The organism is Nostoc sp. UIC 10630, assembly GCF_010747425.1.
Taxonomy (GTDB): domain Bacteria; phylum Cyanobacteriota; class Cyanobacteriia; order Cyanobacteriales; family Nostocaceae; genus Nostoc.
In genome coordinates this window covers 30,663-56,197 of record NZ_JAAGOG010000021.1, presented here as the reverse complement: position 1 = coordinate 56,197, position 25,535 = coordinate 30,663, and the positions used below count along the sequence as shown (strand labels likewise).

Annotated in this window: 20 protein-coding genes; 10 read left to right on the top strand and 10 right to left on the bottom strand. The window is 40.5% G+C overall.

Annotation, left to right across the window (positions count from 1 at the left end; translation table 11 throughout):
• Positions 1-208 precede the first annotated feature (208 nt).
• On the top strand, positions 209-2,482 hold the full coding sequence (locus G1O98_RS08285; RefSeq protein ID WP_163928365.1) for a bifunctional (p)ppGpp synthetase/guanosine-3',5'-bis(diphosphate) 3'-pyrophosphohydrolase: 2,274 nt from the start codon (positions 209-211) through the stop codon (positions 2,480-2,482).
• 128 nt (positions 2,483-2,610) lie between these two features.
• Here G1O98_RS08285 and G1O98_RS08280 read toward each other — a convergent pair whose 3' ends face one another.
• Positions 2,611-3,651 (bottom strand): hemolysin family protein, encoded by a 1,041-nt coding sequence (locus G1O98_RS08280; RefSeq protein WP_163928362.1) that lies wholly within the window; start codon positions 3,649-3,651, stop codon positions 2,611-2,613.
• Positions 3,652-4,591: 940 nt separating this feature from the next.
• On the opposite strand from G1O98_RS08280, the gene G1O98_RS08275 reads away from it, so the two are divergent.
• Positions 4,592-5,638: a D-alanine--D-alanine ligase gene (locus G1O98_RS08275; RefSeq protein ID WP_163928359.1), complete on the top strand. Its 1,047-nt coding sequence runs from the start codon at positions 4,592-4,594 to the stop codon at positions 5,636-5,638.
• Between the two features lie 165 nt (positions 5,639-5,803).
• Here the strand turns inward: G1O98_RS08275 and G1O98_RS08270 are convergent, their stop codons facing one another.
• The 3 genes from G1O98_RS08270 to G1O98_RS08260 all read right to left on the bottom strand — a co-directional run bounded on the left by G1O98_RS08270 (position 5,804) and on the right by G1O98_RS08260 (position 9,383).
• Positions 5,804-7,189, bottom strand: a complete 1,386-nt coding sequence (locus tag G1O98_RS08270; RefSeq protein WP_163928357.1) for an ATP-grasp domain-containing protein — start codon at positions 7,187-7,189, stop codon at positions 5,804-5,806.
• A 123-nt stretch (positions 7,190-7,312) separates the two neighbouring features.
• The gene (locus G1O98_RS08265) at positions 7,313-8,146 is read right to left on the bottom strand and encodes a class I SAM-dependent methyltransferase (RefSeq protein ID WP_163928355.1); all 834 of its coding nucleotides are present in this window, start codon (positions 8,144-8,146) and stop codon (positions 7,313-7,315) included.
• Positions 8,147-8,150: 4 nt separating this feature from the next.
• Positions 8,151-9,383: a sedoheptulose 7-phosphate cyclase gene (locus G1O98_RS08260; RefSeq protein ID WP_163928353.1), complete on the bottom strand. Its 1,233-nt coding sequence runs from the start codon at positions 9,381-9,383 to the stop codon at positions 8,151-8,153.
• A 923-nt stretch (positions 9,384-10,306) separates the two neighbouring features.
• Between G1O98_RS08260 and G1O98_RS08255 the strand changes: the two genes are divergently transcribed.
• The 5 genes from G1O98_RS08255 (at position 10,307) to G1O98_RS08235 (ending at position 15,165) form a co-directional block, all read left to right on the top strand.
• Positions 10,307-11,023, top strand: coding sequence for a class I SAM-dependent methyltransferase (locus G1O98_RS08255; protein WP_163928351.1), 717 nt, complete (start codon positions 10,307-10,309; stop codon positions 11,021-11,023).
• Positions 11,024-11,582: 559 nt separating this feature from the next.
• Entirely contained in the window at positions 11,583-12,662 is a 1,080-nt protein-coding gene (locus tag G1O98_RS08250) for a M4 family metallopeptidase (RefSeq protein ID WP_163928349.1), read from the top strand.
• Positions 12,663-12,837: 175 nt separating this feature from the next.
• The gene (locus G1O98_RS08245) at positions 12,838-13,137 is read left to right on the top strand and encodes a protealysin inhibitor emfourin (RefSeq protein ID WP_163928347.1); all 300 of its coding nucleotides are present in this window, start codon (positions 12,838-12,840) and stop codon (positions 13,135-13,137) included.
• Between the two features lie 145 nt (positions 13,138-13,282).
• Positions 13,283-14,107 carry an alpha/beta hydrolase gene (locus tag G1O98_RS08240; protein WP_163928345.1) on the top strand — a complete coding sequence of 275 codons (825 nt, stop codon included), beginning with the start codon at positions 13,283-13,285 and terminating at the stop codon, positions 14,105-14,107.
• A 149-nt stretch (positions 14,108-14,256) separates the two neighbouring features.
• A complete protein-coding gene (locus G1O98_RS08235; protein ID WP_163928343.1) occupies positions 14,257-15,165 on the top strand; it encodes a DUF4437 domain-containing protein in 909 nt (302 codons plus the stop codon).
• Between the two features lie 4 nt (positions 15,166-15,169).
• Here the strand turns inward: G1O98_RS08235 and G1O98_RS08230 are convergent, their stop codons facing one another.
• Positions 15,170-16,669 (bottom strand): amidohydrolase family protein, encoded by a 1,500-nt coding sequence (locus G1O98_RS08230; protein ID WP_163928341.1) that lies wholly within the window; start codon positions 16,667-16,669, stop codon positions 15,170-15,172.
• A gap of 119 nt (positions 16,670-16,788) precedes the next feature.
• Here G1O98_RS08230 and G1O98_RS08225 point away from each other — a divergent pair, with 119 nt between their 5' ends.
• From G1O98_RS08225 to G1O98_RS08215, 3 genes are all read left to right on the top strand, one after another.
• A complete protein-coding gene (locus G1O98_RS08225; RefSeq protein ID WP_163928381.1) occupies positions 16,789-17,583 on the top strand; it encodes an aspartyl/asparaginyl beta-hydroxylase domain-containing protein in 795 nt (264 codons plus the stop codon).
• A 122-nt stretch (positions 17,584-17,705) separates the two neighbouring features.
• Positions 17,706-18,713, top strand: a complete 1,008-nt coding sequence (locus G1O98_RS08220) for a zinc-binding dehydrogenase (RefSeq protein WP_163928339.1) — start codon at positions 17,706-17,708, stop codon at positions 18,711-18,713.
• A 41-nt stretch (positions 18,714-18,754) separates the two neighbouring features.
• Complete coding sequence (locus tag G1O98_RS08215; RefSeq protein ID WP_114083467.1) at positions 18,755-19,153, top strand: nuclear transport factor 2 family protein; 399 nt, start codon at positions 18,755-18,757, stop codon at positions 19,151-19,153.
• Between the two features lie 22 nt (positions 19,154-19,175).
• Here G1O98_RS08215 and G1O98_RS08210 read toward each other — a convergent pair whose 3' ends face one another.
• The 5 genes from G1O98_RS08210 to G1O98_RS08190 form a co-directional block, all read right to left on the bottom strand.
• On the bottom strand, positions 19,176-19,652 hold the full coding sequence (locus G1O98_RS08210; protein ID WP_163928337.1) for a hypothetical protein: 477 nt from the start codon (positions 19,650-19,652) through the stop codon (positions 19,176-19,178).
• A 127-nt stretch (positions 19,653-19,779) separates the two neighbouring features.
• Positions 19,780-22,173 carry a response regulator gene (locus tag G1O98_RS08205; protein ID WP_163928335.1) on the bottom strand — a complete coding sequence of 798 codons (2,394 nt, stop codon included), beginning with the start codon at positions 22,171-22,173 and terminating at the stop codon, positions 19,780-19,782.
• 831 nt (positions 22,174-23,004) lie between these two features.
• Positions 23,005-23,586: a hormogonium polysaccharide biosynthesis acetyltransferase HpsU gene (gene hpsU / locus G1O98_RS08200; protein ID WP_163928332.1), complete on the bottom strand. Its 582-nt coding sequence runs from the start codon at positions 23,584-23,586 to the stop codon at positions 23,005-23,007.
• A gap of 17 nt (positions 23,587-23,603) precedes the next feature.
• On the bottom strand, positions 23,604-24,557 hold the full coding sequence (locus G1O98_RS08195) for a glycosyltransferase family 2 protein (protein ID WP_163928331.1): 954 nt from the start codon (positions 24,555-24,557) through the stop codon (positions 23,604-23,606).
• 23 nt (positions 24,558-24,580) lie between these two features.
• Positions 24,581-25,513, bottom strand: coding sequence for a glycosyltransferase family A protein (locus G1O98_RS08190; protein WP_114083472.1), 933 nt, complete (start codon positions 25,511-25,513; stop codon positions 24,581-24,583).
• Between the last annotated feature and the right edge of the window lie 22 nt (positions 25,514-25,535).

The window sequence follows — 25,535 nt, the reverse complement described above, 5'->3', positions numbered from 1 at the left end:
TTAAGATAGTATTAGTGTCAAGTAATTTTTCTTTTACAATAAACTTTCTTAAAGGCTTATTAGCACTAAAAGCCTCAAATCAGGATTTGAGGCTTTGTTTGCCATCAATGGATTTTCAAGGTTAATGGGCGACAGCATTTTCTTAGGGTGATGCTGCCACTTTTATTTATCATTCACTTATCTACCGATCCTATCCAAACCCACTTGTATGAGCAGTCTAGCTATAAATTCATCAGTTGATCTAGCCATTCCGGAATGGTTAAAAAAATGTTTGAAGGAGTTATCGACAAGTAACGGCGAAGTAGAAGATGACCGAAGGCATAGTGATGCAGTTTTAATTGGCCGCGCATTTGAATTTGCTTACCAACTGCATCAAGGTCAATACCGCAAATCTGGAGAACCATACATTGCTCATCCCATTGCTGTAGCAGACTTGCTGCATGACTTGGGAGGTAGTGCTGCTATGATAGCAGCTGGATTTCTCCATGATGTTGTTGAAGATACAGAAGTTACAAGTCAAGAAATTGAAGAACGCTTTGGCGCAGAAGTGCGGCAATTGGTTGAAGGTGTAACCAAGCTTTCTAAGATCAATTTCACCAGCAAAACCGAAAGCCAAGCCGAAAACTTCCGGCGGATGTTTTTGGCAATGGCGCAAGATATTCGGGTCATTGTGGTGAAATTGGCAGATCGTTTGCATAATATGCGAACTTTACAATATATGTCAGAGGCCAGCCGCCGCCGCAGTGCCCAAGAAACGCGAGATATATTCGCGCCTTTAGCCAATCGCTTGGGGATTTGGCGAATTAAATGGGAACTGGAAGATTTGGCTTTTAAGTATTTGGAACCAGAAGCTTTTCGCCAAATGCAAGAGCTTGTTTCTGAAAAACGGACGGCGCGAGAAGAGAAACTGGCTAGAGCTACGAACATGTTGCAAGAGCGTTTGCAGCAAGCCGGAATCCGCTTTCAGGATATTAGCGGTCGTCCCAAGCACCTTTATAGCATTTACCAAAAAATGCACCGCCAGCAAAAGGAATTTCATGAAATTTACGATTTGGCAGCGCTGCGGATTATTGTTCAAAGCAATGAGGAATGCTATCGGGCGTTGGCGGTGGTTCATGATGCTTTTCGCCCAATTCCTGGGAGATTTAAAGATTACATTGGGCTGCCAAAGCCTAACCGTTACCAGTCGTTGCATACTGGGGTGATTGGACTAACTGGCCGTCCTTTAGAGGTGCAAATTCGGACAATCGAAATGCATCATATCGCCGAGTATGGGATTGCCGCCCATTGGAAATACAAAGAAACTGGAGGTTCTAGTATTAGCCATTTGACAGGGACAGATGACAAGTTTACTTGGCTGCGGCAACTGCTAGAATGGCAAACCGATCTCAAGGACGCACAAGAATATCTTGATAGTGTCAAGGATAATCTATTTGAAGATGATGTCTATGTCTTCACCCCTAAGGGGGATGTTGTTCCTTTAAGCCCCGGTTCTACCACTGTAGATTTTGCTTATCGCATTCATACGGAAGTTGGAAACCACTGTTCAGGGGCGCGGGTGAATGGGCGAATGGTGTCTCTGTCAACCCGACTGCAAAATGGCGATATTGTAGAGGTTCTCACTCAAAAGAACTGCCATCCGAGTTTGGATTGGTTGAACTTTGTCAGAAGTTCGGCGGCGAAATATCGGATCAAACAATGGTACAAGCGATCGCGCCGCGAAGAAAATGTTGCCCGTGGACGGGAATTGTTAGAAAAGGAACTAGGTAAAACTGGTTTTGATAGTTTGCTAAAGTCCGATGCAATGCAGATTGTCGCCGAAAAGTGTAACTACCACAGTGTGGACGATTTACTTGCCGGTTTGGGTTACGGTGAAGTGACGTTGAACTTGGTGCTAAATCGTTGGCGAGAAGTGGCGAAGGGACAACAACCAGTTTCTACAGTGTCGCCATTTATCCCCAAAGAACCACCTACTACATCAAAAGCTTTACGAGATGCGCCTCCAACTACTTCCCGCGCCAGTGATTCGCCTATTGTTGGGGTAGAGGGGTTGGTATATCATTTAGCTGGATGTTGTACCCCGATTCCTGGCGAACCGATTATTGGTGTGGTGACGCGAGGTAGGGGGATTTCAATTCATCGCCAAGGCTGTCATAATCTAGAAACTGTGGAATATGAGCGCTTAGTACCAGTTAGGTGGAACCCAAGCGCCGAAAATAGTGGTCGTCCGCACACGTATCCAGTAGATGTTCAAATTGAAGCCCTTGACCGTGTAGGGGTGCTAAAAGATATTTTGTCACGGTTGAGTGACCAAGGAATCAATGTCCGCCATGCTCAGGTGAAAACCTCTGTTGGTCAACCTGCATTGATGGATTTAGGAATAGATATACGCGATCGCTCTCAATTAGAGCAAGTATTTGTGCAAATCAAGAAAATGAGCGACATTTTGAATATCCGCCGCGTTGGTCAAATTGACGAATAGATGATTGGTGGGGTGCGTTAACGGGGTTTGACGCACCAGATGGCGATCGTTTTTAGGAATCGAACCGCAGAGGCGCAGAGAAAGAGAGGAGGAAATGAATGTGCCGTGTGATTATTTAGGCGATTGCATTAATTACTACTAGTAACAGACTGCAACATTTTTTCTCGTTTCTTGCGGGCAATTTCTTGCAAATCAACAGTTCTATCAGTTTCATCTACAATTTCACCAGTTATCACCTCAAGCACATCTTCCAAAGTGACGACACCAGCGATACTTCCATATTCGTCTACCACTACTGCAAGATGTTCACGAGCTTCTATAAAATTTTTTAATAGTTTATCTGCTCGAATTATCTCAGGAACAAAGTTGACTTTTCGAGCTAGACTAGCGATTTTTTGATTGTTACTTCCTTCAACCATCGCTGTCAGTAAATTCTGTTTGAGAGCATATCCAATAATTTCATCCAGAGATTCATTTATTACAATAATCCGGGTGTGTTGAGACGCAATAATATTTGCTTTCGCCTCAGCAAGAGTCATATCTCCATAAATATATGTCAGCATGATTCGGGGTGTCATTAAGTCAGATGCTGTCACATCATTTAATCTAAACACTCGCTGAATCATTTCTGCTTCATCGCTTTCGATAATTCCCTCTTGATGCCCAATCTTCGCCAACAGCTTGATTTCAGCCTCATTCGTAGTTGGTCGTTTTTTCCCTTTGGCAAAGGGTGCAGTAACATTTTCTAGAATCCAGACTAAGGGTGTGAAAGCAATAGCAAGTCCAGCTACAGGTAAAGCCGCAAGTATGGCGAGTTGCTCAGAATAACGCTCTCCAATTGTCTTTGGGATGATTTCACCAAAGATGATAATTAAGAATGTCAATATTCCTGAAAATACACCAAGCCATTTGTCTCCTAATACCTGAACAGCAATACTACCTGTAAGAATACTACCAATGATATTGAAAGTATTATTGAGGATTACAAGAGCCGCAATCGGTCGATTCATATTTTCACGAATCGCTAAAAGTCTCACTGCGGATGGACTATTGGATTGTGCTAATTGTCTGACTCTCAGGGTTGAAACAGAAAACAGGGCTGTTTCTACACTAGAACAAATTGCTGAACCTAAAAGGATAACAAACACAATGATGAGAAGCTGTAGCATATAGTTTCCCAAATATGGGAAGCGAAAGTTGAGCTTAACTGATAGCGAAATGGGTTATACCAATTTAATGTGAAGTTGCACATATCTTGATCCCCCTAAATTCCCCTTAAAAAGGGGGACTTTGATAGATGTTTTTCCGGTTCCCCCCTTAATAAGGGGGCTAAGGGGGATCAAATTCTATGCAGCTTCATAAAAAATTGGTATTACTATCTTGTTAGCTTCTAAGTTTACCGTTTTCTTACTTTAAGCTCATCGCACAGGAAGGCTTAATTGCTTTATTCCTATAGTACTAGATTTTAAGATTCTAAGTATTTATACCATTTATTTATCAGGCTGCACCAAATCTTCTTGGCTTCTGTTTTCTTCTTGGTTTCTTTCTTTGGGTTATGAGAACGAGGAGCGAGGATGCCTTATCAAGCTTATAATTTTCCGTTCTTTTGTATCTATTTAATTCCCAACTAAATATTGAATAACTATTAAAACTTACTCTTTAATAGTTAATTTTTGAAGTTAATTACTCTCGTGAGTTTCGTAGGTTGGGTGCAGCGATAGCGTAACCCAACATAAATAAGGTGGTAATGTTGGGTTTCGTTTCACTCCACCCAACCTACATAAATATATCTTTTAAAAAACTCTAGGTTTCAACATAGATTGAGGTTTATTAACTGAAGGTTTGCTTAATTACTCTCGTGAGTCGTTTAAATTTACTTCCATAAAGACAAAACTTCTGGAAAGCTACTCTGAAAGAGATCAGAAATTACCTTATTTGTACTACTATTATATATTGGAATGCAAGAGTGATGATGTTTAAATTGCTGCCATAATGGAACTTTGAATATCTCACGATTTAATAGACTAGTGAAATTTTTAGAAAGAGCGTTGTGCTACAGCTTCATTAATTACTCAATTCTAGTTATAATAGTAGATAAAAAGATGAATTATGCCAGTACTTAATATCCTTCATTTAGTTGGGTCTGCACACAATGATTTTTACTGTGATTTATCACGTCTTTACGCCCAAGACTGTTTGGCTGCAACAGCAGATCCATCGCTTTATAACTTTCAAATTGCATACATTACACCCGATCGGCAGTGGCGATTTCCTGACTCCCTCAGTCGAGAAGATATTGCTTTGACCAAACCGATTCCTGTGTTTGATGCCATACAATTTCTAACAGGCCAAAACATTGACATGATGTTACCACAAATGTTTTGTATTCCTGGAATGACTCAGTACCGTGCCCTATTCGATCTGCTCAAGATCCCTTATATAGGAAATACCCCAGATATTATGGCGATCGCGGCCCACAAAGCCAGAGCCAAAGCAATTGTCGAAGCAGCAGGGGTAAAAGTGCCTCGTGGAGAATTGCTTCGCCAAGGAGATATTCCGACAATTACACCTCCAGCAGTCGTCAAACCCGTAAGTTCTGATAACTCTTTAGGAGTAGTCTTAGTTAAAGATATGACTGAATATGATGCTGCCTTAAAGAAAGCATTTGAATATGCAGATGAGGTCATCGTAGAAGCATTCATCGAACTTGGTCGAGAAGTCAGATGTGGCATCATTGTAAAAGACGGTGAGCTAATAGGTTTACCCCTTGAAGAATATTTGGTAGACCCCCACGATAAACCCATCCGCAACTATGCTGATAAACTCCAACAAACTGACGATGGCGACTTGCATTTGACTGCTAAAGATAATATCAAGGCTTGGATTTTAGACCCTAACGACCCAATCACCCAAAAGGTTCAGCAAGTGGCTAAAAGGTGTCATCAGGCTTTGGGTTGTCGTCACTACAGTTTATTTGACTTCCGAATCGATCCAAAGGGACAACCTTGGTTCTTAGAAGCTGGATTATATTGTTCTTTTGCCCCCAAAAGTGTGATTTCTTCTATGGCGAAAGCAGCCGGAATCCCTCTAAATGATTTATTAATAACCGCTATTAATGAAACATTGGGTAGTAATAAAGAGGTGTTACAAAATTGATATTAAAAAAATAAGCGGTGTAAGCCTGCACCCATAAAAGTATAAATAATTACTTATCTTTTGGAGTGCAGGAGGCGATCGCAGAAAAATAAAGAGCATGGACAAGCTTTTCGCTATTCATGCTCAACAGGTTTACAAATGCCATTTTTGCTTCTTAAGAATTGCTTAGTCGCCCCCTAATTCCACGAGTTTACCGATATTAAAATCGATCTTTACCCAACCTTTGAGTTGTTGGAGATTTTGTAGTAAAAGTAAAGTAATCTGCCAATGGTGCAAAGTTAAAAATGGTATCGGATCGTCCAGGCGATAAATGGCATCTGTACCTCTGACTAATCTCTCAAACCAAGTTTGCAATTGTTGCCCAGAGCGAATCCCAGTCAATCGCCAGATTTCGTGATATATCCAGTAAGTGGGCTTGCTATCTGCAAGAGGTTCCAAAGGTGCAGCTAGAGGAGTTTTACCAAGATAGGCTTCTGCAACACCTGGGTGATTGTAGAACATTGTAATCGCCGAATGGGTGCGAGGATTACATTCAATGGCATAAGCTGTACCATCTTCAGCTTGGATAAAGTCAAGAGATATTTGTCCAGTCAGCCGCAACCTTTTGACGAAACGTTGTACCCATTCTTGAATTTGGGGATTTTCGACATTTTCATAGTTAATCTGAAACGCAGAAGAATTTGAACAGCAATGCAACCTTAATTCGCCGTCTCGGACTGTGCTATGGGTGCATAATTCTTTCCCAGGAATAAATTCTTGCATAATCCAAGGTTTTTCTGGGCTGATGGGTAAACTCTTGACAAACGCTGCTGTCTCTTCTGGGGTATCACAAGGAAGTTTGGTTAAATTTAAGCGGCGAACGGAGTCGTAAGAAATACTCTTAAGAATATATTTGCGCGTTTCTTGACTAAAATCGAAGTTGATAACTTGTTCAGGATCGGTAATTTTAAAAGATTTGGGGACTGATAAACCAAGCGATCGCGCCTGATCGGTAAAAGCAAATTTATCATCCAGCATCTTGGTTATATCAGCATCGAAGTGGAAAACCTCACAATATTCTGAGAGTGCAGACTTTGCCAAAGAGTCGTAATAACTAGCTACAGGGCTGCATACGGGTACATAAACGTCAATCTTCTCTCGTTTGACAATTTCCAATAGCGCCTGAGTATAGCCTTCTGGGTCGTCTTGTGGTGCAGGAACTGTATAAAAACGACTCACAGCATTTGAGAATCTATGCCCTGATAACCAGTATTTATGACCTTCAATCAGAATAACTCTGTGTCCGGCTGCATGGAAGGAGCGGGCAAGTTGTAATGCTTTGGTCATTTTGCCGCCACTGACCAAGATATTTTGGGGATGAGCGGCTACGGCAGGTTTTTTTGTAAACGGCCTACACATCAGAGATATCAATACTATCAAAGCATTAAGCGGCAAGGCTATCAGCAGTAGTGTTAAAGTCCCGATAGTCTTGAATAGAGCTGCGATTTTTATCCTCACACCCTTTGATGGCGTTGTGGATTGGGGAAGAGATAAAGAGATTGATTGTGCCATAAATTTTTCCTTGACGTGGAATGCAGTTCTTTTATAGGGACGCACAGATGTGCGTCCTTACCGGATATTGCATCCAAATGAGAACTGCTATAACATCAGATGCCTTGAATTGAGAAGCGCCTGTTACACCAAGCGTCTAATCAGGGTTATGCCATCTCGTATCGGTAACAGAACTTGCTCTACACGAGGATCTGCGGCGACAATGCGGTTGAATTGAGCGATCGCTTCACCATTGGCTGTACGCTGTTCTGATGGCAGGTAAACTTGTCCTTGCAACAAAGTATTATCTACACAGATTAATCCGTCGGGAGCTAGTAAATGGCTATCCAAGATAATTTGGAAGTACTCTACATACTCCTTTTTATCCGCATCAATGAAGATCAGATCAAAGGCTTCTTTTTTAGCTGCCAGCTTGTGCAGCGTCTCTAATGCAGGTGCTACTTCTACAACAATCTTGCTGCCGTGGGGAGACTTTTGAAAGCAATTTTGAGCAAACTCGGCCACATAAGAGTCTACTTCACAAGCAATCAGTCGCCCATCATCTGGTAAAGCCTCTGCCATTGCCAAAGCTGAATATCCTGTGAACATTCCCACTTCTAGGATGCTTTTAGCCTTGGTGATATGCACAAACATCTTTAGTGTTTGTCCTTCAAGATGTCCTGAGAGCATTTCTTGCTCTAATTGACGCACTGTTTCACCATCACTGAAGCGTTTACTCCAGTCTTCAATGCTTGTCTTCTGCGCTAGTGCTGTCAATGCGGTCGATTCAGGGGTAGTGCAATCATCCAGATAGGGATCTAAACCTGCTGCTAATTGCAACCCTTGGCGCAGAGAAGTCAGTATCTCTAAAGGAATATTACTTTCCTCTGCCATTCTGAGGGTTTTTTGTAGCTGTGCTACCAGAATGCTATGTGGCGTTATTGGTCTTGCGGTATCTCGTCCTAAAATACTGGTCATGTTTTCACACTCCCAATAGTTTGGATTCTTCTTGAGCTTCTATATAAGCGTCAATGCCATCTCCGCCACGAGGGTATGTAGCACACAGACGTTTGTGTTCAGCTAAAGCTGCATCTAGTTCTTCACGGGTGAAATCGTTGACAAAGAAGCACTCACCAATGGGTTTAGGCATAGCTGCGCGTTGTTTCCCGTCTCGCGTCAAGCTAATAGATTGGGTAGCATACCAGAGCAAATCGCCATCTAGTAGAGGATGATCGATTGATAAACCTATACGACTCATCAAGCTCAAAATGCGATCGCGTTCTCCTGTTGTAATGTAGCCACGTCTTGCCGCAATGGTTGCAGACAGAGCCATATCTATATTGACGGCATGACCGTGAAACAACGGTATCATCGGAGCTAATTCTAAGGTCGGACTCCAAGTGTGACCATAGGCAATGACTCGATCGAGGTCTAACTCATGCAAGTTTGGAGTCTCCAACTCCAGCATAGTTTTTATTGCCTCGTAATTGAGTTTATGTGCGATCGCTTTCAGTTCCTTTGTGCCATTCACATATCCAAAGTGAGTAGAAAGCAACTCTTCGCCATACTCATACAGCAATTCAAAGACTTCAGAGTTCGCCACAACAGCAATTTTGACCAACTCTGCCATCCCATTACGAACTTGAGCCGTTGGTAATGTTTGCAAAAAGGAGAAATCGAGGATAACTTTCAAAGGAGCATGATATGCACCCAAGCGATTTTTTAACTTGCGATGGTTGACTGCAACCTTAATCGCCACACCTGCATCAATCAAACCAATCAGCGTTGTCGGAACCCGAATGTAGTTACTCTTGCGGCGGTAAGCAGCGCACGCAAACCCAGCTACATCAGTGGTTAAACCACCACCCACTACTAATACTGGTTCCTTGCGGATTAAACCAAAGTCAGAAAAAGCATCAACAATTTTCTCAAAGGTTGCAAGGGTTTTTGTAGGCTCAGTAATCACAATGGGAACTACGGTCAGATCAATACCATAGTGTCTAAAATATGACTTGATTTGCTTGCCATATAATCTGTTGACATTGGCATCAATTACAGTCAGACAACGGCCAAACTTCTCATAGCTGTCTGCAATTTCTCTGTTACTGATATCAAATGCACCATTGACATAGACAAGACTAAACTCAATTTTCTCGTAACCTTCCACGCGAAATTCAGCTTCTGTTGCTTCAAACGATGCTTGAACATTACTCATTATTATTGACCTTGATAGAACTGAAAAATTTGTGAAAATTCAGGCAATATTTGAGATTTACCCTGATGTATGGCAATAACAAACTATGCTCATGAATGCCAAAACTTTTAGGCATTCTAAAGCCAGCTTTTACTAAAAAAGCTTATTATTACCGAGCAATGCCACTAAATAGCAGCATTATTGATCTAAATTCTGTAAGCTAACCTCTAATTTAAGGTTGCCCCAAGACTAATCAACTAGTCCCATTAAGAATTTATCGTCATAACGCTTGCGCTCTTTTGGGATTGTTGACATGAATTCGGCAAGTTAACCTTAAATTTAGATTAACTTTACTATTAACTCTGCTATATCTATCTATAGATATAGAGGTTTGACAACTGTTTTAATTCGCAAAATTTCTAAGAGAGAAAACTGTATAAATAGTTGATCTCCAGGCTTCCATTTAAGATTACAGCCCTGATTAACCTTCAGTTCGCTGTTTTTTAGCATTAGTCTCGAACCTTTTATCGTTAAACTTGCTACACTCTGTTTTACTCAGAGTGCTAGTGGATTTCTAGTTTATTTTAGTTAACTTTCTGTTCAGTATTTAATATACCAACGTCAGTAACTTTTGAAAACCCAAAATTTTAATTAATCAGAGTTACTAATTACACATATCAGTTTAACTCAATACATGAGTCATTTTATATTTACAAATCTTAAAAAAGAGTTAAATTGGCTTTTTCGTTCAAAATTATAGGATTTCAGCTTAAATTAAGAGATGATTTTCTGGTTAATAACATAAAAAGTGATATATGTATTCTGCCAAAAGTATATGAAGTGAATATTTTTTTATACTAAAAGTTGATTCTACCGATGTAGTATATACCTCAGTAATGATGGATGATTAATATTAATGAGTGTGTATATTCGTTCTAATCCCTATGCAACAATTATTTCCCGGAGAGGTATTCGCCAGTACTGCTGATTTTGACATTGGTATTCGCCAACTGATACCCAGATACGATGAGATGTTGGAGGTAATTAGCCGTTGTCTACCTTCTACAAGTCTGCGGATATTAGAATTAGGTTGTGGCACAGGCGAACTTAGTCTCAAAATACTCAAACGCTTTTCAAATGCCCAAGTGATTGCTTTAGATTACTCACCTCGAATGTTACAATTTGCCCAAGATAAAATCACAGCATCTGGATATCAAAAACGTTGGGTTGGTACACAAGCAGACTTTGGTGATTGGGCAAATAATCCAGAAAAATTAAATATTGGTAGCGAATTTGATGCCTGTGTCTCATCCTTGGCAATTCATCATCTCCAGGATGAGATGAAATTAAAGTTATTTAGCCGAATTGCTGCTAGCCTCACTCAGGATGGCTGTTTTTGGAATGGAGACCCAATTTTACCGGAATCATCAGCCTTAGCAGAAGTTTATCAGGCTGCACGAGAAGAATGGTCTGTTGAACAGGGAACTGATTTAACAGAGATTCGCGCAAAGCTTGGTGCAAGCAGCACTCAAGGTTACTCTAGTCAAGACCAGCTAGCTAGCCTAGATGCTCATTTACAGATGTTGAGCAAAGCTGGATTTAAAACAGTTGCAGTACCTTGGAAATATTATGGTCTGGCGGTGTTAGGTGGCTGGTTATGAATATTTTGGGTTTTTGATACTGGATTTGGAATTTACCTGTCCCTAATCGATATTTATAGGATTAGCGACTTATGGTAACAAAACAGTAATAAATAACATTATTTCCCTTGATTAGAACTAATATATAGACCAATACAGTTCAGTTAAGAAAAATTGTAGTTTGGGTTAAGCAAAGCGCAACCCAACAAAGTCCCGGAAATGTTGGGTTTCGTTCCTCCACCCAACCTACGCAGTTTAAGTTTTTTGGCGCTAACTGAACCGTATTGATATATAGACGCTTTAGGTCTGTAAAGGAGGTCTTGCTAACTCACGCAAAGATTTTGGCTGAGACTTACATTATCTAAGCTGTCCTTGTGTTTTGATGCAATATTCCCACATCAGAAGTACCCATGAGGGTACTATCAATCCTCTACAGACCTATCCGAAAATACAGAGTAGAAAATTTTCTTCAGAAAAGAAACCAGGGACACGCAATTTGGATTCGTTTTTCTGCTCCTTTCTCCAGTGGGGTTAAAGCCACTGTTTGCCATCACTTAGTTTTAAAAGGAGAATATCTTGGATGGCTCGAAATAAAAAGAAATCAGCCGGGTTTAAGTATGAGCATCCACTTGTGTCTAGATGCCCGATTTGTTGTATTATTCCGCCCCATATACTGGAACATGTCGTTGTAAATGGCAATCCTCAACAGCGTAATTGGGCTTTTCGTACATTAAATGTTTCGGCACAGTTTCGCGGACGGAGAGATGTCGTAGGTAGTGTCTCATTTGCACCTTCTCCGGGTGAAAAGCGCCGTACCATCTACGATGCAAAATATGGTCAGCAACTTCCTGGTACATTAGTGCGCGGTGAAGGCGATCCTCCCAGCAGTGATGTAGCAGTGAATGAAGCCTATGATGGTGCTGGTGCTACTTATGACTTGTTTTATGAGATATTCGATCGCAATTCCATTGACGATAAAGGGCTACGTTTAGACTCCACCGTGCATTATGGCGTTAAATATGACAATGCCTTTTGGAACGGCGACCAAATGGTTTATGGTGATGGCGACGGAGAACTGTTTCAACGCTTCACCAAGTCAATTGATGTGATTGGGCATGAGCTAACTCATGGTATAACCCAGTATGAAGCGGGTTTACAGTACTATGGCGAACCAGGGGCACTAAATGAATCGTTTTCTGATGTCTTCGGTTCCCTGGTGAAACAAAAGATCAAAAATCAGACAGCACAAGAGGCAGATTGGCTCATTGGCGAAGGTCTTTTAGTACCAACTGTCAAAGGTGTTGCCCTGCGATCGATGAAAGCACCGGGAACAGCTTATGACGATCCAGTATTGGGTAAAGATCCTCAACCAGGCCATGTAAAAGATAAATACACTGGTACTGATGATAACGGTGGCGTGCATATCAACTCAGGAATTCCTAACCATGCGTTTTATTTAGCGGCTGTTAGCATTGGTGGCTATGCTTGGGAAAAAACAGGCAAAATCTGGTACTTAGCTTTACGCGATCGCTTAAAAGCCAAAGCAGATTTTAAAAAAGCTGCCAACGTCACCATTCAAATTGCTGGCGAACTCTACGGTAATGATAGTGATGAGCAAAAAGCTGTACAGGATGCTTGGCAAAAGGTAGGAGTTATCTAGAAGTTATGAGTGAGGAGTGAGGAGTCAGGAATAAATAGTCAATACCTTCCACTCCCTCACTCAACACTCAGGACTGATAAATCTGTTGTGTATTGTTGCTAAAGTGGGGTGTGAGAACTCTAGTCTCCCATCCTAAATATTTATCCCAACTAAATAACACAACGGAGAGCAAAAAATGCGGATATCCTTTGAACGCACAGGTGGCTTTGCTGGAATCAGCAAGAAGACAACCGTTGATACAGACACTCTCCCGCCAGATGAAGCTGCGACACTTCCCCAACTGGTGGAAGTTGCAGATTTATTTAGGCTACCGGAACTCATTACCTCGCCAAATCCTCAGAGCGATCGCTTTCAGTATAAGTTAACAGTGGAAGATAACGGTAAGCAGCATACAGTAACTGTCAGTGAAGCAGCATTGCCAGGAACCTTGAGACCCCTGATTGAATGGCTGCAAACAATGGCACAAAAAAAGTAAAAAGAATTACTTATAAGTCTTTGTTTCGTAATAAAAAATAACAAAGATGAGATATTACTACGTTGTAGAGGTATAAAATTGTTATACCTTCCACGAACTGCGTGTATTACAACTAATTAATTAAGAACTTATTTATCAGTATGATATGAATAAACCAATCAAACGAGCATTTTTAGACACCGAAGATGGGCAGATTCTTTACCGTATGGGTGGCGAAGGAGAGCCTCTGCTTTTACTTCATCAAAACCCAAGGAGTAGTGACGAATTTCGTGAGCTAATGCCTATCTTTGCTCAGACAAGGCGTGTGATTGCGATGGACTTTTTAGGACTAGGTGATTCTGATAAACCTCCAAGAATGTACTCTACCAAAGATTATGCTAAAACTGTCATTGCCCTCTTGGAAGAATTAGGTATTTCAAGGACAAGCATCTTGGGAAACCATACGGGTGCTTTTGTGGCAGGAGAAGTGGCGGCAGCATATCCTGAAAAAGTAGATAAACTTATATTATGTAATGCTTTTGGCTTCGATGAAGAAGGAAAAGTAGCCTTATTAAAAAGATTTAATGACGGTTTCAAAATAAAAGCAGATGGCTCCCACCTCATGGAAAGATGGTTAGCCCGCGCCCTATATGTAGGCTCTCCAGAATTAAATCAACGTTGGGTTTTAGACGATTTAAAAAGCTCTGGCTATCCTTTATATGCGATTTGGGCTGTACAAGATTACTGTCTAGATGCACCAAAAAGATTTCAGCTAATCAAGTCTCCTACCTTGATTTTATGGGGAACTGAGGATATGAAAATCTTTGACAAGCTAGGTTTAGCCAAGGTAGAAAATAGATATTTTGTTTCTAAAGCAATTCCTCATAGCAAGGTGGTTGAAATTGAAGGTGGAACTATCTGTATGATGAATCAAATGCCTGAAGAAATATCGCAGATAGTCATAGATTTTCTAGAAAATTCAAGTATTTGAAATATTAGAGAGCCGATTGCCAAAAAATAAGCTAAGAAAGCATATGAGTTTATTAAATCAGCATTAAAAATTAATTTAGATTGTAAAGATGCTTTACTATATTATTGCTCCATATGATTTTAAGATTGGCTGTGTGAGTGCTAAATAACATGGAAAATGAAGAAAATTCTGCAAGAGAACAAGAGGCTGATGACTTTTTACATATAGCCTCCGTAAAAGAGGATTGGGGTGGAGACGGCAGAGGGCGCATGAATTTATCAGGAAGGCGTACAGCGATCGCTAAAGAATACCTACCTCGCCAGTACCAGTTCTTTGACACGAATACCGTAATGGAAAAGCAAGGTTGGCGAGTCAGGGGAATGCCAGACAACATAGCACCTGGAAGTCGTCGATTGCTAACGTGCCATGACTCTGGTGCATCGACTTCAAGAGTGGTTTTACCACCTAAGTTTGAGGCTCCATCTGGAATCTTTACTGCTGATCTGGAAATTTTTGTAATTAAGGGTGCAATACAACTGGGTGAGTGGCAGCTAAACAAGCATAGCTACTCCTTTATCCCCGCAGGTGTAAGAATAGGTTCTTGGAGAGTACTAGGTGGAGAAGAAGCTGAAATCCTTTGGATGGAGAATGGTTCTGTTCCATTAGAGTATAAATATGCACAAAAAGACCATCCAGATGCTAGATTATGTGACTTTATCCCAGCATTGGACAGTAAATTGCTACCTTGGGGCAAAGCAGATACAGTTCAGTTTGTGCAAGCAAATAAGAAGTGGCTAAGGAAAGATATTAACGGAGGTGGAGTATGGCTGCTCACCATTTTGCCGCATTTTGATAATAAGTATCAAATGATACAACCTTATAACGAAGAAGGATATTGTTTAACGGGGTATTGTGATGTAGGAGATTATCGGATCGTAAAAGATAATTATTGGTATTGTCCTAGCTTTAGTACTCTTCCCAGGCATATCACGGATGATGGCGGCTTGTTCTTTGTTAGAGTTGATAGAGATTTATCAAAAGTTGCAACAGTCTTGTCATACGCACCTCAAGACACATAAGCTTTTAAGCAGTAAGGTTTCTATGTGGACTACTAGAAGGTCTTTTTAAATATCGTCCAATAGGTGAACCTAAAACTCGCCCATTGTTATAAATAAGATTTCCGCGTAAAAAAGTGCTTTTTACCCGCCCAGTTAATTCTACACCTTCAAAAGGCGTATAACCTTGTTGTGACTCCGACTCAGCAGCGCTTACTACAAAGCTTTCATTGGGGTCTACCAGCACCAAATCAGCATCATAACCAATAGCAATATCGCCTTTTTCTAACAAGCCAAAGCGCCGCGATGGGTTCCAAGATAGCAACTTAGCCATCTGGTTATAAGACATCCCCCGCTTGCTACCTTCACTAAATACACCAGAAAGTAAATATTCTGTACCGCCAAAACCAGACTTTGCTAACCAAATATTATTCGGGTCTTTAACATTTCTTTTTTGTTCAGCAGAACAGCAAGCATGGTCGCTAACTATCCAATCTACTTGATTGTTTAGTACTGCTTGCCACAAGTATTCCACATCAGCGCGAGGACGGATAGGAGGGTTAACTTTTGCCCAAATACCATTAGGAGTATCGACATCTAATAGCAAATGTCCAACAGTAACTTCTCGCCGAAAATTAATATGGGGAAAAGCAGTTTGCATAGTCAAAGCTGCTTCCATTGCTTTACGCGAACTCAGGTGCAACAAATTAATATTTGCACAGTTAGTTTCATTGGCCAAATAAGAAGCAATGCAAATTGCTAAACCTTCAGAATGAGGTGGACGCGCTGCACTATAAGCGTGTAATCCGCTCAGACTAGAATCATTTTCAACTATTTTGGTATAGGCATTGAGAATTTCTGCAATTTCACAGTGTAAACTCAAGCTGATAGTATCTCGCGCTTCTGGATGTTTCTCCATCAAGCGAGTTAGACCGCGCATAATAAATTCAAAATGGGCAAAGTCGTATCTTTCCTCTTTGTTAATCATCAAAAAGAGGTTTTGCTGGTCTGACAAACCATGCAACCCATAGCCGCCATAAAACATAAAGATTTTAAACGAAGATATACCGTGTTCCTCAAACAATAAAGGTATTTCGTCGATATGCTTGCTAGCTATAGGTGCAATGTGATAGGCGTAATCTACAAAAAAATTACCTGCGGATAAGGTCAAAACCTCTGGAAAAAAATCGCAGTAGGAGCCGCCTTTGTTAAGATAATACTGCCCTGTACGGATGTAATTTAAGCTGGTAGTCACGCCTCCCATTGCGGCTGCTTTGCTTTCAGTCAGAGCATCTTTATCAAGGGGTTGATAGATACCGACGTGCATGTGGGCATCCACGACTCCAGGAAAGCCTAGCAGGTTTTTGCCATCAAAGACCTGTTTGCCTGTGTCTGGGCTAATATTAGAAGCAATCTGAGCAAATTTTCCATCCTTAATGCCTAAATCAAGTAGTTCGATTGCATCCTGATGGGGACGAACTATCCGCACATTTTTGATAATTTGATCTAATAGGGGAGTTTCAGACACAGTAAACCTCACACTAAAATGAGTTTAGTCAGGAATTCCAACATTGAATCTGGACGAAGACCAAATCCTATCATTATATATAACGGTTTTTTATGAAATCATCTTCAGGAGAAAAAACAATGGCAAGCTTTAATGAATATAATATAGACCCAAACCAATTTACTTTTCTCAAAATATTTGAAGATAACTGGCAAGTGATTAGAGAGGAATTTAAACGCTTTATTAACCAGGCATCTGATGAAGAGCTAAAGTTAACTTACGATATTTTAGGGCCTAAAAGTAAAACGATTAAAACCAAGGGCGATTCAAAATACAGCGCTTTTGGTATTTTATTTCAAGGTCTTTTTATTGAACAATATATTCAAACTTATCAAATACAATATCCTGATTATGGGCCAGATGAGGCATCAAAAAAAGCACTTTTATTAAGAGAGAAGTATTTTCCAAATTTAGCTAATTTGATAAAAAATGTGAACTTTATTGATGATGATATCATCAGAAATGTCTATTATGGTACATTCCATCCAGGATTAGATATTAAGCTGCATGTAAACTATAACCCTCATACAAATCGTGGGTATTTGGGATTAATAGTTCCAGAGGGAGATGTGGCTATGAAAATATGCCACGATCAACTTTATTGGCATGAAGGAAAATTCCTGGTTTTAGATCATAGCTATCCACATTGTCCCCATAATTACACCAATTATGATAGAACTGTTTTGGTTGTTGACTTTTTTAAACCGGATAAGCCTAGAGATGAAGTGATCCAATTTGAGAAAGAGCAAGTCACACAACGGATGCAAGATAATCCTTACAGCTTAGGTGTTTTTGGGAAAAGCGATAAAGCTAAAGAAGAAGATTTTATCAAGTATGGTTTATCCCATCAGTTAGAGTGGGATAAAGCTTTATAAGTATAGTGTAATACCCCTTAGATTGTTGGGAAATAGTGCGTTAGTTGAACGCATAACGAACTGACACTAAATTTCAATTTCTCAACATCGCTTTTAATATTTGCACCGAATTACTTGTATCAATGAATGTACAAACCTACAGAAAGTTAATAGCAAATAAACTGAATCAAGATTTTAAATCTGCCATTAAAATTGTCGAAATTCCTATTCCCAAACCTGCTGCTAGCGAACTTTTAATTCAAAATAAATTTGCTGGTGTTAACGGTGGCTTTGATACCTTACTTTGTCGTGGTGATGTTCCATATATTAAATTAATTCCTCCCTTTGATTTGGGTGTGGAAGCTGTGGGAGAAGTTATCGCTATGGGTGAAAAGGTCAAAGATTTTCAAATTGGTGATGCTGTCATAACTACGGCACGGGGTGGCGGTTATCGAGAATATCAGGTTATCAATGCAAACTTAGCAGTGAAGGCGCGGGAAGCGACACCAGAGTTGTTAACACTAATGCCTACGGGTGTATCAGCTTTGGTTGCATTGGAACAAGTGGGGGAGATGAAAAGTAATGAAGTGGTTTTAGTTACAGCCGCCGCTGGGGGAACCGGTCATATTGCGGTGCAATTGGCAAAGTTAGCCGGGAATCATGTCATTGGTACTTGTAGTTCTGAGGCGAAGGCAAAGTTACTGAGAGAATTAGGGTGCGATCGCATTATCAACTATCGCACAGAAAATCTCAATCACGTCCTCAAGAAAGAATACCCCAATGGGATTAATTTAATTTTTGACTGTGTAGGTAAACAGGTTTTTGATACCTGCGTTGACAACTTGGCAATACGAGGACGCTTAATTGTAGTTGGTTTCATCTCTGAATACGCAAAAGATGTAGAACAAATTACACAACCACGCCTTTATCACCAGCTATTTTGGAAAGCTGCTTCTGTGAGAGGCTTTCTCATGCCTCATTATAAAGAATATATGGCAGAGGCACGCGATCGCCTATTAAACCTGTTTTACACAGACAAACTCAAAGTTTCCGTTGACCCAAAACGGTTTCAAGGCATAGAATCAATACCCGAAGCTGTAGAATATCTCCTCAGTGGTCAGAATTGTGGCAAAGTAGTTGTGAGGTTTTAAGTCACACAGCATTAGTCTATATCTAGTTAGGGTGGGTGGGAATGACACAAGACTCAGAAAATACTTTAAAAGTTGCTCGACAGGCATTTGAGCATCTTACCTATGGTATGGCAACTGGAGAGTGGGAAGCATTGTTAGATATGCTCACAGAAGATTTTACCCTTTGGTTTCCAATGGGTAAATTCCACGGTTTGAATGTCGGTAAACAGCGAGCTAGGGAATTTTTTGAGTACGTTTTTGAAGCATTCAGTCCTGGTTTGAACCTGACTGGTTTAGACCGTGTTACTAGCAATGAAACAACGGCTGTTTTTGAGTTTCGAGATGAGGGACTTTTGTTTGGACAGCTTTACAAAAATCGGGTAGCGGTTTCTTTTGATGTGCGTGGAGACAAAATTTGTGGCTATAGAGAATACTTTGGCAGCGATGGTAAATCCTATTAAATAATTCGTAATTACGAATTATTTAGTTTCTCTCAGGGTTGAGTTTGTTGATTTCTTTACACTTAGCTTCTGCGGCTTGATATGCTGCCAAATAGTCCTGACCACCCAACATTACATCACCATAATATTCATAAGGTGGATCGCCATAGATTGGCAATGGTTCATCTTCTGGATAATCTTCTTTCGATTCTTCAATGATGGCTTTCAATTTTTTAACCGTTAGCCTTTGTGCCGCAAAATACCAGAGTTCTTGGGGATTTTTGTTCAGGTGCGGTAATGTAGGATCGATAATGCGTACCTCTAAGGCATCACCTAGCTCAATCCAACTGTGTTCAATCGGCCTGTATGGCTTTCCTACAAAAGTTAAAAATCCTTGGACATATCTTGCTCCCTCAGTAGACAATGCTGCTTTATAAGCATTATCAAACGGAGTGCTAGCTCTGCTGTTTATGCGTTCAGCAGTTTCGATTGACAGCGTTTCATCCAGTAGTTTGTTCATCAATAGCAAGGATTAGAGCAGCCATGAGAATATATTACCACTCATGGGCACTGGGGAATTGGGAATGGGGAATGGAGAATGAGGTAGAAATAACCAATGACGAATGACAAATGACAAATGACAAACTCTACTTTGTATTAATCACCATCTGTAAATTTCTTAACAAGTCGCTTGAGGTGTAGGGCTTGGATAAAAGGGTTTTGACACTATTACCAAGGATTTTAATCATTTCATGATTGGAAGCTAATCCACTAACACCAATAATTTTGATCTCTGGATTAATTTTTTTCAACACATTGATGGTTGTTGGCCCATCCATGTTTGGCATCATCATATCAACCAAGACTACACTAATTTCTTGTTGATATTCTGTATATAGTGCGATCGCATCAATACCATCACTAGCTACTATAACTTTATAGGCATTTTTTTCTAACCAGCTTTGAGTAACCTCTCGAATTGAATCTTCATCGTCAACAACGAGAATCAGTTCTCCATGCCCCGGTGGTAATTCATCTCCAGATAATTTACCATCTGTCTGCATTGTTTGCGTGACGGGTAAGCAAACTTGAAACTCTGTGCCTTTGCCTACGTCAGTCACTACATTCACAAAACCGAAGTGGCTTTTGATAATCCCAAGCACTGTTGAAAGACCAAGCCCTGTGCCTTTTCCAACTTCTTTTGTTGTGAAAAATGGCTCAAAAATTCTATCTACTATTTCTCTCTTAATTCCTATGCCTGTATCACAGACGCTAATCATTACATAAGAACCTACCTTAGCATCAATATTCATTTTGGCATAGTGACTATCAACCCAGAAATTCTTTGCAGAAATCTTTAAGATACCGCCATTAGGCATGGCATCACGAGCATTAATACATAGGTTCATTAGCACTTGGTGTAACTGAGTAGCATCGCCAAAGATATTCCATAAGTTTTGCTCAGAAACATCAGTACGGATTTCAATAGCTCTAGAAAATGTTTGTTTAATAATATTTTCAATTTCTGAAATCAAATATCGCACCTGTAAGGTTTTAAAGTTCCCTACAGAGCCGCGTGAAAACCATAACACTTGTTTAACTAAATCTGCGGCGCGTTTAACATTTGTTTCCATAATTGTTAGCCATTGCTGGCTTTTTTCATCTGGAAGCTGTGCCTCTAACAGTTGCACTGTCATCAACATAGGTGTTAGTGCATTGTTAAGATCGTGGGCAATACCACTTGCTAGCGTGCCAAGGCTCTCCATTCGCTGGGCGCGGAGAAACTGCGCTTCAAGTTGTTTTTTCTCTGTAATGTCGGAGTTGACAATTAAGACGGATTTAGCTTGTCCCTCATTATCATTTACCAGTGTCCATCGGCTAGCAACGATAATCTCTTGGCCTTGTTTGGTAACTTGATATAACTCACCTTGCCAGGAACCATGTTCAACTAAAGTTTTCTGGATGTTTTTTAGTTGGCCAAAACTTTGCTTTTGATACAAAAACTGATTGGCATTCTTGCTCAATACTTCTTCTGCCATCCAACCGTATAGATGTTCAGCCCCTTTATTCCAAAATTGAATTTTGTTAACCAAATCTTGAACGATAATTGCGTCTGTGGTGATATCGAGCCAAGCTGCTTGCTCACGAATTTTTTGTTCTGCACTTTTGCGTTCACGTAGCACAGCTTGCTGTTCGGTAATATCAATTACAAAGCCCGCCATCCGAGCAACTTTGCCTGTAGAGTCTAAAAAGATATACCCGTTATTTTCAACTGTGATGTAAGTGCCATCTTTGCGAGCGACGCGAAATTCAAGGTGGAATCGCTCTTTTGCGGATAAAACACGGTTAATCTCTTCATTGAATAATTTTCTATCATCAGGATGAACTAACTCTAACCAACGCTTCAAACCTCCTACCATCTCAGGCATAGAGTAACCTAATATTTGCTCTACATTGCCACCATATTCAATATCGTTGGTATCCAAGTACCAGTCGTAGAGAATCTGGCCACTCGCTTGAATTAGTGCTTGGTAGCGATTGTTCCACTCGTCTAATGCAGCTGAATGACATCGCAGTTCTTCTTCTACTCGTTGGCGCTCAAAGATTTCTATTTCTAAACGTTTATTTTGCTCTGTAAGTTTTTTTGTGAGGTTCCGTAAACGTAAATGGATATTTATCCTAGCTAAAACTTCTTTATGTTCTAGAGGTTTAGTTATGTAATCTACTGCCCCAAGATTCAAACCTTTGATTTGATCTATCTTATCGGTTATAGCAGTTAGAAATATTACTGGAATATCTTGAGTAACTGGATTTTTTTTCAAAAGTCTACAAGTTTCAAAGCCGTCAATTCCTGGCATTAATACATCCAATAAGATTAGGTCAGGTAAGGCATTCTCTGCAATTTCAATGGCATTCATTCCATCTTCAGATACTAAAACCTTCAAGCCGTAATACTCTAAAAGCTTGAATAATATCTCTAAATTAATAGGGGCATCATCAACTATTAAAATGACATTTCTTCCATCTTTGTTAAAATTCATACTTGCCTCCTATTAAATTTGTTTTAAATTTATCGAATTTGTTGATATTTAAAATCTTTGGCAAGTTGACGAACATGGTTGGCAAAGGGCACTTCATCACCTAATTCTTCGGGAGCATTCCAATGCAAGCAAATTAACCAAGATGATATATATTGTTATTGCGATTAATTCTCTAACAAGATGCTAGGTGAACGCTCCATTTTATTAGGTACCTTGCGAGAACGCCAAAGGCGATCGCAATAACAGCTTATACTTTTACACATTTGGGTGACTCTCACTTGTGGGAATGAGAAAAAATTTTGCTAATTAGGCTATCACTTGGCTGATTTGGTGCATCACATCTTCTGCTAGATTTTTTAGATATGCACGAATTTTGGACTAGAAAGCAAAAAGATTTAATTAAAAGTAAACTATCTCCAGGAAATACCTGTATAAAGCAGAGTTATAGGTGAATACAGTTCAGTTAAGTATTTCTTCTTTTTTTTTGCATCTTTTGTCTCCTTCTCTGCGAGACGCTGCGCGATGGGCGGTAGCTTGCGGTAAGCCCTACGGGTGACGCTCGTACCGACGCTCGTTCCTCTCTACGAGACGCTGCGCGAACGCTAACGCTACCGCTACGCTAACGCCAGTTCCTTTATGCCGGGGAACCCTTCCATCGGACTGGCTCACCGCTTTGCATCTAGGTTATAAACAATTGACTTTAGAGTTTTAGCCTTAACTGAACCTTATTGGTCTATATTCTATGCAATTGAGAACCGCTATAAATAAAATATGTAGAAAATTTAAGGTAGCCCAGCTAGCTGGGCTACCTTACTATCTTTATCTATAAAATCACGGGGTTGTAGGGGTATCAAGTTTTATGCGACTCGTCTTAGGACGACAGGGGCTTCCCCAACAAACCTGTCCAGAAGGCATATTCGTCAAAACATTACTACGAGCGCCAATCACAGCATTAGCGCCGATTTGCACTCCCGGCCCAACGAAACAATCTGCTGCTACCCATGCACCATTGTTAATAGTGATACTCGCTGTTTTTAACCCAAAAGCAGGATCTTGGAGATCGTGACTACCAGTACACAGGTAACTTTTTTGGGAAACTACGCAATGTTCACCGATGTGGATCTGATCGAGGCTGTAAAAAACTACGTTATCTCCAATCCAACTGTAATTGCCAATGGTAACTTTCCAAGGATAGGTGAAGCGGGCGGTGGGCCGAATTAATACACCTTTGCCGATACGAGCGCCAAATAGTCGTAGCAAAGCACAACGCAGAATATTTAACGGTTGAGGAGTAAGGGGAAATGCGATCGCTTGTACAAGCCACCACAACAATACATACCAACTTGGCCGTCCCCGATCAAACCAAGATTGGTCATATTTGCGTAAATCTACAAAAGGTTGGTCATTTGTCATTGGTCATTAGTTATTTATCAGGAGTCAATGGTCAATAGCTTTACTTCTGCTCCTCTGCTCCCCTTTCCTGCTCCTTCCTTTGGAGTCGTTGCAGTATTTAAATGACCACCACAATTACGTAATTCGTAAAGTTTAACGCCAATTTGATATTCATATTGACTCAGCAAGCGTGCATAAATATATCCAGCTTTGCCATCCAAAAAACCGCGTTGAATTATATAAAATAAAACAAACCGTAAAAAAGGTTTAAATGGCAGGTGTACCCATACTTTTTTCAAAAAGCGCTTGCGTTGCACTGCATCACCAAATAGATTCGCGCCGATGGTACCGCTATCATCTTTACCTGTAAGAATATTAAAATAAACGCTGGCTTCCCAGTTGGAATAACGATTGTGCCGTTCTAGCCAGTGATAAAGATCGCGGAAGTCCTCGTGGAGCATATCATTTTTGAGATACCCAACTTTGCCCTGCAAAATCACATGTTCGTGAACTTCGTTGTCACCAGTATTAGGAATATCTTCTGTATTTAGGTTTTCGTAGCGGCCTTTTTTATGCTGAAATAAACGAAGATTCCAATCGGGATATTTTCCACCATAACGAATCCATTTTCCTAAGAAAAAGACGCGGCGGTTGAGGTAATAACCTGTATATTCCTGATTTTGAATTGCTTGGTCAATTTCTTCCCAAAGTTCGGGCGTGATGCGCTCATCGCAATCTACAATTAGCACCCATTCGTTTCGGAAAGGTAAATTATCTAAAGACCAATTTTTCTTTTTGGGCCAACGTCCATTGAAGTTGAATTGCACAACATTGACACCGTGGCTTTTCGCAATTTCAATGCTGTTATCTGTACTTTGAGAATCTACTACAAATATTTCATCTGCTCTGCTGAGGCTCGCAAGGCAGGCTGGCAAGTTTGCTTGTTCGTTTTTTGCCGGAATTAATACAGAAACTGGTATTTTAGATGACATATCAGTATAAATTATGTTATCGGTTATTTCTTATTTGATGTAAATAAAAGACCTTGAATAGCAGCATTTAAGTAACCAATCTGACCGTAAGCATATACAAGTTTGTCAAACCGCTCTGCTGGATCAGAAAAATATTGCAATGCTTTATACAAGCCCCGCACAAACCGTTCGCCACCTCGCTGTAATTGAGCGATTCCAGCTTTACCAGCAAGTTGCTCTCGATAGCATTCACTGATACCCTGCCACCAGCCTCGATTTAAAAACCAAGTACGTTGTAGGCGTTCTGGGGCAACATTGTGAGCAACCAGCGCTTCAGGAAGATAAGCAACTTGCCAACCACGCTGTAGGGCAAATTCGGTCATTTGCAGTTCTTCATTTGATAATAGATTTTTCCCCACTCGACCGAGATGAGGATCAAAACCGCCAATTTCTTCTAGGAAACTGCGGCGGATGGAATAATTTAAGCCTCTGGGTGTTAAGCCAGGTTGCTCGATGTAGATGTTACTGTCACCCAAGTCGTATGCACCCAGATTTGCAGCTAGCCCTGGAGATAGCCATCGTGGTTGTTCGATTCCTGGGGGCCATAAGAGAGTGACTTTGCCACCTGCGATCGCTAATTTAGAATTATTGTAATAGGCAAAATATAAAACTTGTAGCCACCCAGGACTAGCAACAGCATCGTCATCCAGATAAGCCAGAATGTCGCCACTAGCTACTTTTGCGCCTGTGTTGCGGGCGACAGATAAACCGATAGTGGGTTCAAATACATACTTCAGGCGCGGATTGTGGGCCCTTTGTTCTACAACCTCACGGGTGCGATCACTAGATCCATTATCAACTACTACAATTTCAAAGTCAGCAGCAAAATCCTGCGCTAAAAGACTATCAATTGCAGCCCCTAAATAGGTATCTCGATTGTGGGTACAGATAATGGCAGAGATTTGGGTGTCTGGCATAGATTTTATTTTGGATTTGAGA